This is a genomic window from Nocardioides sp. NPDC101246 (genome assembly GCF_044767415.1).
Classification (GTDB): domain Bacteria; phylum Actinomycetota; class Actinomycetes; order Propionibacteriales; family Nocardioidaceae; genus Nocardioides.
Genome location: NZ_JBIWNX010000011.1, coordinates 52,127 through 66,625, shown reverse-complemented (window position 1 = coordinate 66,625; position 14,499 = coordinate 52,127). Strand labels below are relative to the sequence as shown.

At 68.6% G+C, this 14,499-nt stretch carries 14 protein-coding genes; 7 read left to right on the top strand and 7 right to left on the bottom strand.

Annotation, left to right across the window (positions count from 1 at the left end; all coding sequences use genetic code 11):
* Positions 1–44 precede the first annotated feature (44 nt).
* The gene (locus ACIRON_RS20155) at positions 45–524 is read right to left on the bottom strand and encodes a DUF6326 family protein (RefSeq protein WP_402994792.1); all 480 of its coding nucleotides are present in this window, start codon (positions 522–524) and stop codon (positions 45–47) included.
* A 162-nt stretch (positions 525–686) separates the two neighbouring features.
* Between ACIRON_RS20155 and ACIRON_RS20150 the strand changes: the two genes are divergently transcribed.
* Positions 687–1,826: a sensor histidine kinase gene (locus ACIRON_RS20150; RefSeq protein WP_402994790.1), complete on the top strand. Its 1,140-nt coding sequence runs from the start codon at positions 687–689 to the stop codon at positions 1,824–1,826.
* Positions 1,823–2,479 (top strand): response regulator, encoded by a 657-nt coding sequence (locus ACIRON_RS20145; protein ID WP_402994788.1) that lies wholly within the window; start codon positions 1,823–1,825, stop codon positions 2,477–2,479. Before ACIRON_RS20150 ends, ACIRON_RS20145 begins: the two co-directional genes overlap by 4 nt.
* A 25-nt stretch (positions 2,480–2,504) precedes the next feature.
* Here ACIRON_RS20145 and ACIRON_RS20140 read toward each other — a convergent pair whose 3' ends face one another.
* The gene (locus ACIRON_RS20140) at positions 2,505–2,855 is read right to left on the bottom strand and encodes a UBP-type zinc finger domain-containing protein (protein WP_402994786.1); all 351 of its coding nucleotides are present in this window, start codon (positions 2,853–2,855) and stop codon (positions 2,505–2,507) included.
* A gap of 48 nt (positions 2,856–2,903) precedes the next feature.
* Positions 2,904–3,617, bottom strand: coding sequence for a type 1 glutamine amidotransferase domain-containing protein (locus ACIRON_RS20135; RefSeq protein WP_402994784.1), 714 nt, complete (start codon positions 3,615–3,617; stop codon positions 2,904–2,906).
* Positions 3,618–3,796: 179 nt separating this feature from the next.
* Here ACIRON_RS20135 and ACIRON_RS20130 point away from each other — a divergent pair, with 179 nt between their 5' ends.
* Both ACIRON_RS20130 and ACIRON_RS20125 read left to right on the top strand, forming a co-directional pair.
* On the top strand, positions 3,797–5,035 hold the full coding sequence (locus tag ACIRON_RS20130) for a PucR family transcriptional regulator (protein WP_402994782.1): 1,239 nt from the start codon (positions 3,797–3,799) through the stop codon (positions 5,033–5,035).
* 100 nt (positions 5,036–5,135) lie between these two features.
* Entirely contained in the window at positions 5,136–7,925 is a 2,790-nt protein-coding gene (locus ACIRON_RS20125; RefSeq protein ID WP_402994780.1) for a BTAD domain-containing putative transcriptional regulator, read from the top strand.
* A gap of 49 nt (positions 7,926–7,974) precedes the next feature.
* Here the strand turns inward: ACIRON_RS20125 and ACIRON_RS20120 are convergent, their stop codons facing one another.
* Together ACIRON_RS20120 and glnA are read right to left on the bottom strand one after the other, a co-directional pair.
* The gene (locus ACIRON_RS20120; RefSeq protein WP_402994778.1) at positions 7,975–8,724 is read right to left on the bottom strand and encodes a peptidoglycan-binding protein; all 750 of its coding nucleotides are present in this window, start codon (positions 8,722–8,724) and stop codon (positions 7,975–7,977) included.
* Between the two features lie 211 nt (positions 8,725–8,935).
* The gene (gene glnA, locus ACIRON_RS20115; RefSeq protein ID WP_402994776.1) at positions 8,936–10,357 is read right to left on the bottom strand and encodes a type I glutamate--ammonia ligase; all 1,422 of its coding nucleotides are present in this window, start codon (positions 10,355–10,357) and stop codon (positions 8,936–8,938) included.
* A gap of 211 nt (positions 10,358–10,568) precedes the next feature.
* Between glnA and ACIRON_RS20110 the strand changes: the two genes are divergently transcribed.
* The 3 genes from ACIRON_RS20110 to ACIRON_RS20100 all read left to right on the top strand — a co-directional run bounded on the left by ACIRON_RS20110 (position 10,569) and on the right by ACIRON_RS20100 (position 12,804).
* Positions 10,569–11,042 carry an RDD family protein gene (locus ACIRON_RS20110; protein WP_402994774.1) on the top strand — a complete coding sequence of 158 codons (474 nt, stop codon included), beginning with the start codon at positions 10,569–10,571 and terminating at the stop codon, positions 11,040–11,042.
* A 64-nt stretch (positions 11,043–11,106) separates the two neighbouring features.
* Positions 11,107–11,889, top strand: a complete 783-nt coding sequence (locus ACIRON_RS20105; protein ID WP_402994772.1) for a DUF6612 family protein — start codon at positions 11,107–11,109, stop codon at positions 11,887–11,889.
* A gap of 75 nt (positions 11,890–11,964) precedes the next feature.
* Positions 11,965–12,804, top strand: a complete 840-nt coding sequence (locus tag ACIRON_RS20100; RefSeq protein ID WP_402994770.1) for a class I SAM-dependent methyltransferase — start codon at positions 11,965–11,967, stop codon at positions 12,802–12,804.
* A 3-nt stretch (positions 12,805–12,807) separates the two neighbouring features.
* On the opposite strand, the gene ACIRON_RS20095 is transcribed toward ACIRON_RS20100, so the two are convergent.
* A complete protein-coding gene (locus tag ACIRON_RS20095) occupies positions 12,808–13,518 on the bottom strand; it encodes a DUF4191 domain-containing protein (RefSeq protein ID WP_402994768.1) in 711 nt (236 codons plus the stop codon).
* A 30-nt stretch (positions 13,519–13,548) separates the two neighbouring features.
* Complete coding sequence (gene lipA / locus ACIRON_RS20090) at positions 13,549–14,493, bottom strand: lipoyl synthase (RefSeq protein WP_091040837.1); 945 nt, start codon at positions 14,491–14,493, stop codon at positions 13,549–13,551.
* Positions 14,494–14,499: the final 6 nt, after the last annotated feature.

Sequence of the window (14,499 nt, the reverse complement as noted above, 5' to 3'; positions counted from 1 at the left end):
GGGGCGTTCGGGGTGTTGCGGCGACCCCCTGGACTGCTCTGAGCTCACAGTTGCTGTGGGGCGCGAACGCTCTCGCGGGCCAGGCCGGCGACCGACGGTGCGGTGCGGGGCCAGGTCCAGGCATAGCGCGCGATGAACGCGAGCAGGATCAACTCCAGCCCGACGCCGAGGCCGTAGAAGTACAGCCAGGACTCGCCCAGCAGGTTGAACGCCGTGACGGGGACGTAGAGCGCGGCCACGACGAGGTTGGTGATGCGGGCCGTCGGGGCGGGCAGGGTCGTCGACAGCACGACCATGAGGATCGGGACGGCCATCAGGGTCAGGGCCGCGGTCGAGAAGGTCTGGGACAGGTCGAACTCGAAGACCTTGCCGGCGAGGATGTCGTCGACGACGCCGGGGGTGAAGAAGTTGAGGATGTCCACGTAGGCGTACAGGAACATCAAGCTCGTCCAGGCTGCGGCGAGCTTGACTCTCACCGAGATCGGCTGCTCGTCCAGCGTGGTGGTGGTCTGAGGTGTTCTCATCATGGGCTCCGTTGTGGTGGTGAGGATCGGTGAGTCCACGCTCGCCGACCCCGGCCGCGGGCACATCGGACCGGAGGCCGGAGTTCGCCTGGCCGATGGAACGGTCCTCCTCTCGTACTTTCGGCCGGTACGCAGCGGCTCACCGATCCCTAGGCTGGTGGCGTGATACCTGTCCGACGCTCCATCTGGCACGAGCCGCGGCCCGCTGACGCCCCACCCGTCGGCCGCCTCGACTGGCTGCTGGTGGGCATCTACGCGGCCGCCACCTTGGTCGAGGGCATCGTCCGGCCGGACGTGGCCTGGCGACCGCTGGTGACGGTGCTGGCCCTGGCCCTGGTGCCCGCCCTGCTCTGGCGGCGGGGCCGCCCGCTGGTGGCCGCCCTGATCGGGTGGGGTGTCGCCGGGCTGCTCTCGGTCCTCCAGCCGGCCGCGGACGCCGGCGACCTCGGCCTCTACTCCATGCTGGCCGTCCTGATCCTGCTCTACACCCTGGTGCGGTGGGGCTCGGGACGGGAGATCGTCGTGGGGACGGCGTTCGTGACGGTTGTCGTCGCGCTGGGCATGTACGCCTCTTCCGCGGGTGTGGCCGACCTCTTCGGCGGCATCGTCCTCCTGCTGCTGATCGTCGCCCTCGCGGCGGTGTTCCGCTACCGCGCGGACCTCTGGCGCCGCCAACAGCGCGAGATCCGAACCCAGGAGCGGGTCGCGTTGGCGCGGGAGCTGCACGACACCGTGGCCCACCACGTCTCGGCCATCGCGGTGCAGGCGCAGGCCGGCGGCGTCGTCGCCGGCATCCAGCCGGAGAAGGCTGTCGAGGTCCTGGCCGCGATCGAGTCCGAGGCGTCGCGGACCCTGGCGGAGATGAGGTCCATGGTGCGGGTGCTGCGCGAGGATGAGGCCGCCGCCCTCTCTCCGCAGCTGGGGGTCGCGGACCTGCCTGCGCTCGCGCACGCCGACGCGACGCCCGTCGTCGAGGTCTCGCTGGAGGGATCCTTGACCCGGCTCGCGCGACCGGTGGACGCCGCGCTCTACCGGCTCGCCCAGGAGTCGCTGACCAACGCCGTACGCCACGCCCGGAGCGCGACCCGAGTCGTGATCGACGTACGCCGCGAGGGCGACGCCGTCAGGCTGCGCGTCTGCGACGACGGACGGACCGAGCCGGGGCCGGTTCCCGAGCAGGGGTTCGGCCTGCTGGGCATGACCGAGCGCGCCCAGCTCCTCGGCGGATCGCTCTCCGCGGGCCCGGGGCCCGAGGGTGGCTGGGTGGTCGAGGCCGTGCTGCCGGCCGAGGTGCGGGCATGAGCATCCGTGTCGTCGTGGCCGACGACCAGGACCTGGTCCGGGCCGGGCTGGTGATGATCCTCGGCGCGCAACCCGACCTCGAGGTCGTCGGGGAGGCGGCAGACGGGCTGGCAGCGCTCGACCTGGCGACCCGGCTGCGTCCCGATGTCCTCCTCGTCGACATCCGAATGCCCGGACTCGACGGCGTCGAGGTGACACGGCGCCTGGCCGGGCCGGAGGTGACGGACCCGATGGCGGTCGTCGTGATCACCACCTTCGACCTTGATGAGTACGTCCTCGGCGCCCTGCGCGCCGGTGCCCGCGGCTTCCTGCTCAAGGACGCCGGGCCTGAGCTCCTCGTCCAGGCCATCCACGCGGCGGCCGACGGGGACGCGCTGATCGCCCCCAACGTCACCCGCAGGTTGCTGGCGACCTTCGCCGGCCAGACGCCGGTGGCGCCGGTCCAGCCCATCGACCCGCTCACCGAGCGCGAGGAGGAGGTGCTCGCCCTAGTGGCACGGGGCCGGACCAACGCCGAGATCGCCACCGAGCTCTACGTCGGCCTGAGCACGGTCAAGACCCACGTCGCCTCGCTGATGACCAAGCTCGGCACCCGCAACCGCGTCGAGATCGCGATGTGGGCCTACGCCCACCAGCAACCACCGCGCCGCTGAAGCCGCCGCCGCGGCGCGAGCGGGCTCAGTTCAGGTGCTGCTGCCAGTCCTCGGGAACGCGATCTGCCGGTGCCGGCGAGGGCTGAGACTCCGGTCGACTGGTCGGGCCCGCCAGAACGACTCCGCGTACGGCCTCCTGGTTCTCGAAGTCCCAGAACCACTCCTCGCCGGGCTCATAGCTCTGCATGTAACGGTGGCCGGTCTCGCGGAAGTGGCGACTGGCGTGCTGTGCCGGCGAGCTGTCGCAGCAGCCCACATGCCCGCACTCGGCACATCTGCGCAGGTGCAACCACCACCCGTCCTCGCTCGCGAGGCACTCCGCACACCCCGCGCCGGACGGCCGAACAGTGGTATTGACTCCCTGGATGCCGGTCATGTCGACCAGATTACGCGTCACCACGGGCACAGGCGATGAGCCAGGATCTCACGCCGGATCCTGAACCGAGCCGCTGCGAAGAGCCGTGATCACTGCCTCGGCGACAGGGCGGGCGCTGCCCGGGTTCTGGCCGGTGATCAGCGACCCGTCCACCACGACGTACGGCTCGAACAGGTTGGCGGCCTTGGAGTAGGACGCTCCCTGGGCGATGAGCTCGTCCTCGAGCCTGAACGGAACGGCGTCAGCACGCTGGGCGGCTTCCTCCTCGGGCCACGAGAATCCGGTGACCTGCTTGCCTCGGATCATCGGCTCGCCGGTGCTCAGCCGGACGTCGATGATGCCGGCGGGGCCGTGGCAGACCGCCGCCACGATCTTGCCGGACTCGTAGAAGGCCGCGGTCAAGGCACCCAGCTCAGGGGACCGGAAGTCGAACATGACGCCGTGGCCACCGGTGAAGTAGATGGCGTCGTAGTCGTCGGCGGTCACCTCGGCGATCGGCAGCGTGTCCTTCAGCAGGTCCATGAAGGCCCGGTCGCGATAGCGCTCACCCGTACCGAGGTCTTCGAGCCAGTTCGAGGCGAGGCTCTCCGGGTCGAGCGGGACCGCTCCGCCCGTCGGGCTGGCGACGGTGAGGTCGTAACCCTGCTCGGCGGCGTAGTCGTAGAAGTGGGTGAACTCGCCGAGCCAGAGCCCTGTCCGATACCCGACCTTCTCGTACTCGGCTGCGTTGGTGACGATGACGAGAATCTTGTTGGTTGCCATGCGATCAATTGAAGCGACGGGGTTCCGCTCTCCCAACGTCGTTGCCCCACAAGGGTCGATTCTGATCGTTGTGGTCGGATCACGGCTGCATCTGGAGCACGATCGCCGCCGACGATCTCGGGGCCGGGGAGGGTGGCGACTGTGGTTCGGCCACAAGAACCGGGAACTACGATCGAGGCATGGAGGAACAGGCCCTGATCCGGGAGGTCGTCGACCGTGTGCGGGCGACGTTGGACGTCACTGTGGCGGCAGCGGTGGAGCTGACCTGGGCGGAGGTCGCGTCCTATGAGAAGAGTGACGATCCAGATCTGCCGGAGGACCTACGCCTCCATGTCGACGCCGTCTTTCGGGCAGTGCTGACCGCGATGGAGGAGGGCAGGCCCGCTGTTCCGACGGACTTCCCGATCACGGCCGTGCAGGCGGGGCGACGAGTCCAGCAGGGGATACCGCTCTCCGACTTTCTCAAGGCGTTCCGGATCAACCAGGTGCGGCTGTGGGAGAGCGTCATCGCCGCGGCGAGCGATCGCCAGAGCAGAGACGCCGCCCTCCACCTCGCCACCCGGGTGATGCAGGTGATCGAGGTCGGGAGCTCGGTCGCGGCCGATGCGTACCTTGCAGCGCAACAGCTTCAGCTGGTCGAGGGCGACAGACTGCGGAGAGACCTCGTCGAGGACATCGTCGCGGGACGAGTGATCCTCCCTGGACCCAAGGCCGATCTCGCGCGAGCTCAGGGGATCGAGCCGATGACGCCTGTCGTCATCGGCTCGGCTGTCGCGGTGAAGTCGGACCTCTCAGGTGCTCAGCTGCGTGACGCCCTCAGCACCGTACGTGGCGTGCTGAGCGGGGGACAGCGTGGTATCGCAGCCCTGCGGCAGGACGAGATCGTTGCCGTTGCTGTCGTGCCGGGCAGCGTCGATCGCCTGATCTCCGGTCTGGAGCGCGCCCAGCGGAGACTGGCGAAGGAGGGCATCGAGCTGTCGCTGGGAGTGAGCACAACCCACCATGGTCTTGCCGAGGCGCCGCGGGCCTATGCCGAGGCGATCGTCGCTCGTGAGGGCCTGCACGGCCTGTCCGGAACCCTTGCCCTGTCGCGGATGACCACCTTCGACTACCTGGTCACGCGCGAGGACCCGACCGCGCGGCGACTGATCCGGCCCGCCGTACGTCAGTTCGTCGAGGAGGACCAGGGCAACGGTGGCGCGCTGATCGCCACTCTCATCGAGTACGCACGCAGCGATCTCAACGCGAAAGAGGCTGCCGCGCGGCTCCACCTGCACGTCAACTCCGCCTACTACCGCCTCGACAAGATCGGCGAGCGGACCGGGTCCGACCTTCGTCGCTTCGCCGATCTCCAGGAGCTGTTGATCGCGATCGCCCTGTTGTCCGACGTGCCCCGTCGAACGCCGCGAGGAGGTTGACGACGGGGCTTCAACGAGCCGATCCGGGCCCAATTGTGGTTGCGCTCTGACCACGGCTGGCTACAGTCACGGTGGATCGGCTCGATGGCGAAGGAGCGTGGTGGTCGACCGCACTGCGTCCGACCTACAGGTCGGCCTTCTCGGGTCCTTCGAGGTCACCGTCGCCGGCCGACCGGTTCTGCTTCCCCGTGGTCGTGGCCGCGCGCTGCTCGCGGTGCTCGCGATGGATCCCGGTCTGCCGGTGACTGTCGAGACGCTCGCCCAGCGGGTCTGGGGTGCGCGGCCGCCGCAGCACGTGCGCGCCTCGGTCCACACGGTCGTACGCCGCCTGCGCAGCCGGCTGCCACCCGAGTCGATCGGGTTCAGCGCGGGCGGCTACGTGCTGAAGGCGACCGCAGAGCAGGTCGACGTGGCCAGGTTCCGTCGGTTGGCGGAGGCCGAACCCAGCGATCCCTCGTGTGCGGAGAAGCTGTGGTCCGCGATCCGGCTCTGGCGAGGCGTCGCCTTCACCGGCGTCGACTCCGAGGATCTCTACGCCGCCGAGGTACCGGCTCTGGCCGACCGCTACCTGTCCGCTCTGGAACGGGTGGCAGACCTGTCCTTGGTGGGACCTCGGTTTCCCGATCCGATCGAGGTCACCGAGCTGACTCAGCGGATCCGTGCCGCTCTCGAGCACCACCCACTGCGAGAGTCGCTCTGGGTCAGGCATCTGAGGTTGCTGGATCTGACCGGCCGCCGGGCGGAGGCACTGGCTGCGTACGAGGACGTACGCCGCTCGCTTGCCGACGAGCTCGGTGTCGGCCCGGGCGCGGAGCTGAGGGCGGTCTTCGCCGACCTGCTCGGCGATCCGGAGGACCTCGAGGACGCCGGTCGCCGCTCCGGGGCGGCGACCAGGCCGGTCCCGCCCTCGGCGCCCTCGACCTTCGTGGGCCGCACCGACGCGCTGGCGGGTATCGACGAGCTGATCGCCTCCGGAGAGCAGGCGCCGGTCGTCGTGGTCTCGGGCGCCGCCGGGGTCGGCAAGACCGCGTTGGTCCTGCATTGGGCGCATCTGCACTACGACAAGTTCCCCGACGGCGTCGTCTACGTCGACCTGCGTGGCTTCGATCCCAACCGTCGGCCGATGGCGCTCGGCGAGGCCCTGCGGCTGGTGCTGGCCGAGCTCGGCGTCGATGCCCAGCAGGTGCCCAGTGACGTGCACCGACAGCTCACGCTCTACCGCTCGACGATCGCCGAGCGGCGCCTGCTCGTGGTGCTCGACAACGCGCGTGATGCCGATCAGGTTCGACCGCTGCTTCCGCCACGTACTGCCGCGGCTCTGGTGACCAGTCGGGACCAGCTCTTCGGGGTGGTCTCCCGGGAGGGTGCCTCGACGGTGCGGCTGGGGCCGCTGAGCGGTGAGGAGGCTCGTGATCTGCTCAGGCGCCGGCTCGGCGCGCGCCGGGTCGGGGCCGAGGACGGTGCGGTCGCTGAGATCATCGAGACCTGCGACCGGTTGCCGATGGCACTGAGCCTGGTCGCTGCCAGAGCAGCCACCAACCCGGCCTTCCGGCTCTCCGACCTGGCCGACGAGCTGCGACCCGAGAGCGGCCGTCTGGACAATCTGAGCGGGCCGGATGAACACAGCAGCGTACGCGCGGCCATCCGCTCCTCCTATCTCGCGCTGGGGCCCGAGGATGCCCGTGTCTTCCGGTTGCTCGGCCTGCACCGGGTGGCGGAGATCTCGCTCGCGGCAACGGCCAGCCTCGCCGGCGTGACGCTGACCGAGGCGAGCTCGACCATGGCCCGGTTGGCGGCGGCCAGCCTGGTCGAGGAGCGTCGGCCGCAGCGCTATGTCCAGCACGACCTGGTCCGATTGCTCGCCGTGGACCTGCTCGGTGCCTCGGAGTCGCCGGAGGCGAAGCGACGCGCTGCGCTCGGGGTGCTCGGGCACTACCTGGCGACTGCTCGCGAGGCGGCGATGCTGATGGACCCGCAGCAGTACCCGATCTCGCTGCTGCCGATGGTCGACCAGGTGGTCCTGGACCGGGTCACCAGCTATGACGAGGCGCTGGCCTGGTTCACCGCGATGCACGAGAGCCTGCTGGAGGTCGCCTGGATCGCCCTGACGACGGGGTATCCGGAGTACGGCTGGCGGCTGGTGTGGTGCTTGGTCGACTATGCCGACCGACGAGCGGCGCTGTGGTGGCCGTGGGCGAATCTCGCCGAGCACGCGGTCGTCGTCCTGGCCGCTGCTGGCGACGATGCCGGGGTGGCTCAGTGTCACCGGCTCGCGGGTCAGGCTCTCGCGCGACTGGAGGAGTACGACCGCGCCCACGAGCACTTCGCTCTCGCCTCCGAGGGCTTCGAGCGGATCGGCGACGACGTCGGCCGTTCGTACGTGCTGCGCAACGACACCTGGACCTGTGCCCGAGAAGGCCGGTTCGCCGAGGCGGTGACCAGGATGGAGAAGCTTCTGGAGCTGTTCACCGGCACCGGCGACGAGGCCGGCCTGGGCCGCGCGATGAACTCCATGGGCTGGTATCTCGTTCACCTCGGCGACCTCGACCGGGCACTCGCCACCTGTCTGAAGGCGCTCGAGCATGCCCAGACCAGCGGCGACCGCCCGGGCGAGGCCGACACCTGGGACAGCCTCGCCCTGGCGTACCAGCGCCTGGGCAGGCTCGAGGACGCGCTCGCGGCGGCCGAGCGGGCAGCCGAACAGTACGAGGCCCTCGGCGACCACGCCAGCGCTGCCCGCAGCGGTCTTCAGGCAGGCGACCTGTCCGAGGACCTCGGCGACCGATCGCGCGCCCGCGCCGCATGGCAGCAGGCCCTGGTCGTCGTCGACAACGCCGACCCCGAGATCAGAGCCACCCTCACGCAGCGACTCGAGGGGGCCGGCGGATAAGACGACGCAACCCCCCCCTCGACGACGGTTTCCTTGTGGTCTGTCGGGCTCACACGACGCGTACGCGGGTCTTGACCTTGGTGAAGTCCCAAACCTCGGCCGCCATCGTGGAGCTGAGCCGGATGCAGCCGTCGGAGGTCTTCTCGTCGGTGCCGAGATACCAGTTCGGGTGGATCTGACGACCCGTCCGCATGCTCACCGGCACCCGGTGGAAGGCCACGCCGCAGGGCGCGAACCGGACGAAGTGGTAGAGCCACTGCGTGCCGCTGTAGTTCGTACGTGGGTTGCCGCGGGCCGGTCGGCCGCAGTAGGAACCGGTGGTGTACGACTGCTTGTCCAGCCACTCCGCGTCGATCATCCCGCCCTGCGCGCGGATGGACCCGTCGGCGCGCACCAGCCAGACCCAGTCCTGACGCTGGCTGATCACGATGCGGCGTCCGGTCCCCGTGCTCGCCGGCACCGGCCGTACGTCACACCGCTTCGCCGCCGACGACATCAGCCGTGTCCGCGTGGTGGTCGTGAAGCGACCGCTCGGGCTCAGGCGGTGGCGGGTCTGGAAGCGTACGACGGCCGTGCGGGTGTGGTCGTCCACGCGCCCGTCGACGCGGCCGACGTTGCAGCCGAGGCCGGCCAGCCGGGTCTCCCACCGTTTGATCGTCGTGGCGGTGGCGGCGTTGCCGGGGCTGACCACCACGACGGCGGCCGCCGCCAGCGCGGCAGCGGCGAGGAGGGGGATGACAAGGACGAGGGCGGAGCGGCGTGCCCGAGATGCGCCGGCCAGGGTCGCGAAGATTGGCACCGGGCGAGGCTACGCGACACTCGCGCTCCAGGCAGGCGCTGTTGCCTGGTTGTTGACCAGATGACGCGGACGCGGGTGGTGCGACCAGTGGTCCAGGCCCTGGGGTCACAGGACAATGGAAAACGGTGGCTGACACTGAAAGACGCCGAAAGACGTTCTCTCAGGTCAGCCACCGTTTCAGCAGACGCTGACAGGCGCTGGAAGTGCCGGATCAGATGTCGTAGTAGAGCTCGAACTCGTGCGGGTGGGGACGGACCTGGATCGGGAGGATCTCGTCGTTGGTCTTGTAGTCGATCCACGTCTCGATCAGGTCGGGGGTGAAGACGTCGCCCACGGTGAGGAAGTCGTGGTCGTTCTCCAGGGCCGACAGGACGGCGCCGAGGGAGGTCGGCACCTGGTTGATCTCGGCCATCTCGTCCGGCGGAAGCTCGTAGATGTCCTTGTCGATCGGAGCCGGCGGCTCGATCTTGTTCTGGATACCGTCGATGCCGGCCAGCAGCAGGGCCGAGAAGGCGAGGTACGGGTTCGAGGACGGGTCCGGGAACCGGGTCTCGACGCGCTTGGCCTTCGGGTTGGTGCCGGTGATCGGGATGCGGACCGCGGCGGAGCGGTTGCGCGAGGAGTAGACCAGCGAGATCGGAGCCTCGAAGCCCGGGACCAGACGGTGGTAGGAGTTCACGGTCGGGTTGGTGAACGCGAGCACCGAGGGGGCGTGCTTCAGGACACCGCCGATGTACCAGCGGGCCATGTCGGAGAGGCCGCCGTAGCCGGTCTCGTCGTAGAACAGCGGCTCGCCGGCGTTCCAGATCGACTGGTGGACGTGCATGCCCGAGCCGTTGTCGCCGAAGACGGGCTTCGGCATGAAGGTGACGGTCTTGCCGGCTTCCCAGGCGGTGTTCTTGACGATGTACTTGAACTTCATGACATCGTCGGCAGCCTTGAGCAGCGTGTCGAACTTGTAGTTGATCTCCGCCTGGCCGGCGGTGCCGACCTCGTGGTGGGCGCGCTCGACGAGCAGGCCGGAGGCCTCGAGGTTCTTGACCATCGTGTCGCGCAGGTCGGCGAAGTGGTCGGTGGGGGAAACCGGGAAGTAGCCGCCCTTGTAGCGCGTCTTGTAGCCCAGGTTGTTGGAGCCGTCGGGGTTCTTGTCGGCGCCCGAGTTCCACCAGGCCTCGACCGAGTCGATCTTGTAGAACGACTCGCCCTCGGAGCTGCTGTAGGCGACCTTGTCGAAGATGAAGAACTCGGCCTCGGGGGCGAAGAACGCGGTGTCGCCGATGCCGGTCGAGGCGAGGTACGCCAGCGCCTTGCGCGCGATGTTGCGCGGGTCGCGCGAGTAGGCCTCGCCGGTGATCGGGTCGTGCACGAAGTACATCAGCGCGAGGGTCTTCGCGGCGCGGAACGGGTCGATGTACGCAGTCGTGACGTCCGGGTAGAGCGCCATGTCGGACTCGTTGATCGTCTGGAAGCCACGGATCGACGAACCGTCGAAGGCCATCGGCTCCAGGTTGAACGACGAAACCGGCACCGTGAAGTGCTGCTGGATACCGGGCAGGTCGACGAAACGGATGTCGACGAACTCGACTCCCTCGTCAGAGATGAACTTCAAGAGTTCGTCGTCAGTGCTGAACATCAATCCTCCTTGGCTCCCCCGGGCGGGAAGAGCCAGATAGGTCTCTAGCGATCGAGGCCGGGCCTCATGGTCCGGCCGTGCCACCGCAAATTACGAAGGGACGGTTGCACAGGAGTGTCGCAAATGTTTCAGGCATGTAACAGGTTGTGTGATTTGCACGTCAACCATCCCGATCTCACGCCTCAAGACGTTGCCGCCTACGCTTACCGACGTGACCAGTTCCGCCAATCCTGCGACACCCACTCTGCCTTACGAGACCGCCAGTTGGGGGAGAAGGGTGCTGGCGCTCTTCATCGACTGGCTCGCATCGTCGCTGGTGGCGTCGATCTTCCTCGGCGTACGGGCCCTGCCGTTCGGGTCGCTCCTCGCCGGTGTCGACCCACGTCCGACCGACAACCTGTGGATCCTGGTCGTCTTCATCGTGCAGACGGCGGTCTTCACCACGCTCGGTGGCGGCTCCTTCGGCAAGCTCGTCACGCGACTGCGTACGGTGCGGGTGTCCCCGGGGGAGCCGGACGTACGCCCGCTCGATCCGCTGCGGAGCATCGCCCGTCAGATCCTGGTCGTCCTCGTCATTCCGCCGCTGATCTTCCGCCCCGACCGGCGCGGGCTGCACGATCTGGCTGCCGGCACCGCGACCGTCACGCTTCAGACCTATCGACACGTGTTTCGCCGGGTGGGTTGATAGGCGTCCGGAGGTAGGTTGGACCGGTCAGCCGCAGGCAGCGGCAAACACGAAGGGAAGCTCAATGACGCTCAACCGTACTCTCGGGCCACGTGGCCTCTGGCGCCGCGCTGCTGTCGCAGGCGTGCTGGCCGTATCGCTCTCGGGCCTGGTGGCCTGCGGCGGCGGTGGTGGGGCCGGCGGCGCCAGCGAGGGTGACAAGGTCTCGGCCGAGGAGATGACCGAGGTCATGAAGAAGGCCACCGACATCGACACCGCCCACTTCACCACGAAGATGGAGGCGAAGGCGTCGGGTCAGACGGTCTCGATGACCGGCGAGGGCGACATCCAGAAGGAGCCGCCGGCGCAGCACTCCACCATGAAGATGAGCGGTGGCTCGATGAACATGGATCTGGAGACGATCCTTGTCGACGAGAAGATCTACATCAAGGGCATGATGGGCGACTCGTGGGTGACCGCGAGCACCGACGATCTCGCCAAGATGGGCGGGACCAGCCTGGAGTCGATGAGCAACCCGCTCGCGTTCTTCGACGGTATGGAGGAGTCGATCGAGTCCTCCAAGTTCGAGGGCGAGGAGACGGTGGACGGCACCGAGACCAAGCACTACAGCTTCACCGTCGACTCCGCCGGGCTCGCCAAGAGCCTCGGTGCCGACAGCACCACGGGCATGCCCAAGACGATCGACCAGGACATCTGGGTCGACGGCGACGGCCTGCTCCGCAAGGCCGAGGTCGGTATGGGCGAGATGGGCACTGTCGAGATGGTGCTCTCCAAGCACGGCGAGGACGTGACCATCGAGGCGCCGCCGGCGGACCAGGTCACCGACATGCCGAGCATGGCCGGCTGAGAGCCAGTTTCGTACGCAGCAGGGCCGCTCCCCGAACGGGGACCGGCCCTGTGCCGTTCGTGGCACTGTGGTCGCATGACTCTCGACGCCGAAAGCACCCGTCAGATCGAGGCCAACCGAGCCAACTGGGACGCCCGGACACCCGTCCACGTCGCCAGCGCGTTCTACGGCATCGACGGGTCCCGGCCGGCCGAGTCGTGGTTCGCCGACTACGAGTGGAGCGATCTCGGTGACCTCGTCGGCCGCGAGGTCGTGCATCTGCAGTGTCATCTCGGCACCGAGACGGTGGCGTTCGCGCAGCGGGGTGCGGTGACGTACGGACTGGACATCTCGGCCGAGGCGGTGGCCGCGGCGCGCCGGATCGCCGCCGAGCGCGGGCTGGCCGTCGACTACCACGAGGCCGACGTCCACGACGCCGTCGAGGTCTTGGGCGCCGGCCGGTTCGACGTCGTCTACACCGGCAAGGGCGCGGTCTGCTACCTACCCGACATCGACCTGTGGGCGCGGGTCGTCCACGATCTGCTCAAGCCAGGCGGGTTCCTCTACCTGGCCGAGTTCCACCCGCTCCTCGACGCTCTGGGCGAGGTGCCGGAGCCGGGGCGCGAGGACTCCCTCGAGCTGCACCACGACTACCTCTCGGGTCGGGGCGCGATCGCGAAGGACTCGACCCACACCTACACCGACGGCCCGGCGCTGGACAGCGCCACGACGGCGTACGAATGGCGCCACGGGGTCGGCGAGGTCGTCACCGCGCTCGCGGGGGCAGGCCTGCGGATCGAGGTCGTCCGCGAGGACGAGCGGCTGCCGTGGCCCCGCTTCCCGTCGATGGTGGCGGGGGAGGACGGCTGGTTCAGGCTGCCCGAGCAGGCGCCCCGGATCCCGTTGCTCTACGCGATCCGGGCACGCCGGCTGTAACCGTCAGCGGCCGCGCAGGTTGCCGCGCATGCCCTTCATCGAGGTCGGGACGGGGCCCTTCGGGATCGGCATGGCGCCGCGGGTGGCGTCGACCGCCTTGAGGCGGTTGAGGATGTCGGTGATCTCGGGGCCGGAGACGTTTCGGCCGATCTTGGTGACGTGCTTGGTCAGCTGCGGCAGCGGCACCTCGTCCTCACCGTTGCCGGCGACGACGGTCGTGATCGGCACGTCGGACAGGACCCGGGCGTGGGTGCGCTTGGTGCTGGCCAGCAGGGAGCGGACCTTGCTCGGGCTGTTGCCCTCGCCCACGAGGACGACCCCCGGAGGACCGACCACGCGGTGCACGAGGGTCTGGCTGCGCGGCTCGACACCCACGGCCTGGGTGACGGTCCAGCCTCTGCGGAGCATGGTCAGGGCGGCGTACCCGCCACCGACCTGTCCCTCGAGCCGGGAGTACATCACCTTCTGCGCGCGCCGCGAGAAGACCACCATCGCGGCGAGAAGGCCGGCCAGGAGGGCGCCGACGATCGTGAAGATCCAGGAGAAGATGCCCTCACCGGGCAGGAACCAGAAGATCACGCCGGCGACCGCGGCGACGACCACGAAGATCGAGCCGAGGATGAGGCCGATCTTGGGGTCTGACTGCTTGGTGAGCTTGTAGGTCTCCACCATCTGCTGGCGGCGACTCATGCTGCTCGGGTCGGTCTGGGACATCTTCCTCTTTCAGTTCTCGTACGCAGGGACTCAGGCCACGGAGGAGGCGTCTCGCGCCTCGATCGCCTGACGGTACAGCCGACCGGCGCGGTAGGACGAACGAACGAGCGGTCCGGACATGACTCCGGAGAAGCCGATCTCCTCGGCCTCGGCCTGGAGCTCGATGAACTCCTCGGGCTTGACCCAGCGCTCGACGGGGTGGTGACGCACGCTCGGGCGCAGGTACTGCGTGATCGTGATCAGCTCGCAGCCCGCCGCGTGCAGGTCGCGCAGCGCCTCGGAGACCTCTTCACGGGTCTCGCCCATGCCGAGGATCAGGTTGGACTTGGTGACCAGGCCGAAGTCGCGGGCCTGGGTGATCACGTCGAGGCTGCGCTCGTAGCGGAACGCCGGGCGGATCCGCTTGAAGATCCGCGGGACGGTCTCGACGTTGTGGGCGAGCACCTCGGGGCGGGACTCGAAGACCTCCTGGAGGAGCTCCGGGATGCCGTTGAAGTCGGGGATGAGGTTCTCGACGCCGGTCTCGGGGTTGAGCTCGTGGATCTGCTTGACCGTCTCGGCGTAGAGCCAGGCGCCGCCGTCGGCGAGGTCGTCACGGGCGACGCCGGTGATCGTGGCGTACTTCAGGCCCATGGTCTGCACGGACTCGGCCACACGGCGCGGCTCGTCGCGGTCGAGGTCGGTCGGCTTGCCGGTGTCGATCTGGCAGAAGTCGCAGCGCCGGGTGCACTGGTCCCCGCCGATGAGGAAGGTGGCCTCGCGGTCCTCCCAGCACTCGAAGATGTTGGGGCAGCCGGCCTCCTGGCACACCGTGTGCAGGCCCTCGGACTTCACCAGCGCGGTGAGCTCCTTGTATTCCGGCCCCATCTTCGCTTTGGTCTTGATCCACTCCGGTTTGCGTTCGATCGGAGTCTGCGCGTTGCGGACCTCGAGACGGAGGAGCTTGCGACCTTCTGGGGCAGGAGCTTGAGTCACCCCACA